This window comes from Streptomyces spiramenti (assembly GCF_012034385.1).
Classification (GTDB): Bacteria; Actinomycetota; Actinomycetes; order Streptomycetales; family Streptomycetaceae; genus Streptomyces; species Streptomyces spiramenti.
This window is the reverse complement of record NZ_JAAVJB010000448.1, coordinates 1-1,423: the sequence shown is the minus strand read 5'-3', so window position 1 is coordinate 1,423 and position 1,423 is coordinate 1. Positions and strand designations below refer to the sequence as shown.

General features: G+C 77.9%; 2 pseudogenes. One reads left to right on the top strand and one right to left on the bottom strand.

Annotated elements, in window-relative coordinates:
* Positions 1 to 450: pseudogene (locus HCJ92_RS24070) on the top strand (hypothetical protein); the annotation flags it as partial.
* A 60-nt stretch (positions 451 to 510) separates the two neighbouring features.
* On the opposite strand, the pseudogene HCJ92_RS24065 reads toward HCJ92_RS24070, so the two are convergent.
* Positions 511 to 1,423: pseudogene (locus HCJ92_RS24065) on the bottom strand (hypothetical protein); the annotation flags it as partial.

The following is a 1,423-nucleotide window of genomic DNA, read 5'->3' as shown; positions in this document are numbered from 1 at the left end:
GCGCCGGACGCGGCGCACGCCACCGCGGTCCTGACGACCGAGGTGGCGCCCCACGGAGCGGGTGCCCCGGCACCCGGTCCCGAGCCGGCCGAGCCCTTCGACCAGGTGGACTGGGACGCGTCCGGCGCCGCCGACTCCTGTGCGGACCGGATGACGGAGCGGGCCGAGGCGGCCGACCCCGCACTCCGCGACCGCATCCTGTGGCGGGTGGTGCTGACCCCTGCCGATCTGGAGCGCGGCACCGGCGTACCCGGCGGCGTCGTGGCACCCCCCGTGCTGGCCGGCGCCGACGGCGCGTACCTGGCGCCCGCGACGGAGGGGCGGCTCCCGGGGGCGTACCGGGTGGGCGGCGAGGCGCACCCGGGCGGGGGGCTGATCCACGCGGGGATGTCCGGGGCGCTGGCGGCGGGGCTGATCGTCGAGGGCCCCGGTTGGCGGGGCTCCTACTGAGACGCGTCGCGGGGGCGCGCGGCCGGGGTGCCACCGCGGCGGCACCCCGAACCGGCGCCGTCAGTAGCGCTGCGGGTCGTGCGGGTGGTGGCCCTGCTGGTCGCGATGGGCGCCCGGGTCGTACGACTGCTGGTAGTCGTCCGGCATGACGGTGTCGCGCTGCTGCGGGACCCAGACCCCGCCGGGCGGGGTCTCCTGGTAGTAGGGACCGGGGGGCGGCCACGGCCCCTGCTGGCCCGGGCCGCCGGCGGCGGGGTCGTAACCGCCGGGCGGCGGGTACTGCGTTCCGTAGCCCTGGGTGGTGGGATCGGGGTAGCCGCTGTCGTAGGCCGGGGGGTAGCCGTAGCCGTCGTCCCGGCCGGGCGCGTGCCCGCCCCTCGTGTCCTGACCTGGCCTGCCGTCCTGGCCTGCGCCGCCGTAGTTCTCGTAGCCGTTCCCGGCGCCGTATCCGGAGTCGCCGTACCCCGTGTCGCCGTAGCCGCTGTTGTTGCCGTTGCCGTCGGCGCCGTAGGCGGACCGGCCGTCGTCGCCGTAGCCGCCCCGCTGTTCGTCGTACCCCGGGTAGGCGCCGCCCTGCGCGGGGAAGGCAGCGGTCTCGCCGTAGCCGCCGTCACCCTGGTAGCCGCCGTTCGGGGCGGTACGGCCGTAGCCGTCGTCGCCGTAGCCGGACCGGTCGGTGCCCCGGCCGTCGCCGTAGGCGGGGGAGGGCTCCTCGGGGTAGCCCTGGTATCCGCCCCTCCCGTACGGGTCCTGCTGGGCGTCCGGGCCGTAGCCATCGGCGTCGTCCCCGTCCTCCCGGGCGGCGGGGTGCGGGGGGTGGCCGGGCTCGGTGTCGCGGTAGGCGACGTCGCGGGCACCGGCACCGGCGGTGCTGCCCGGTCCGTCCCCGCCCCAGCCGTCGTGGGCACCGTCGTCGTGGCCGCGTTCCCCGAGATGCACCCCCGGTCCGCCGACTGGGACACCGACATCCGGC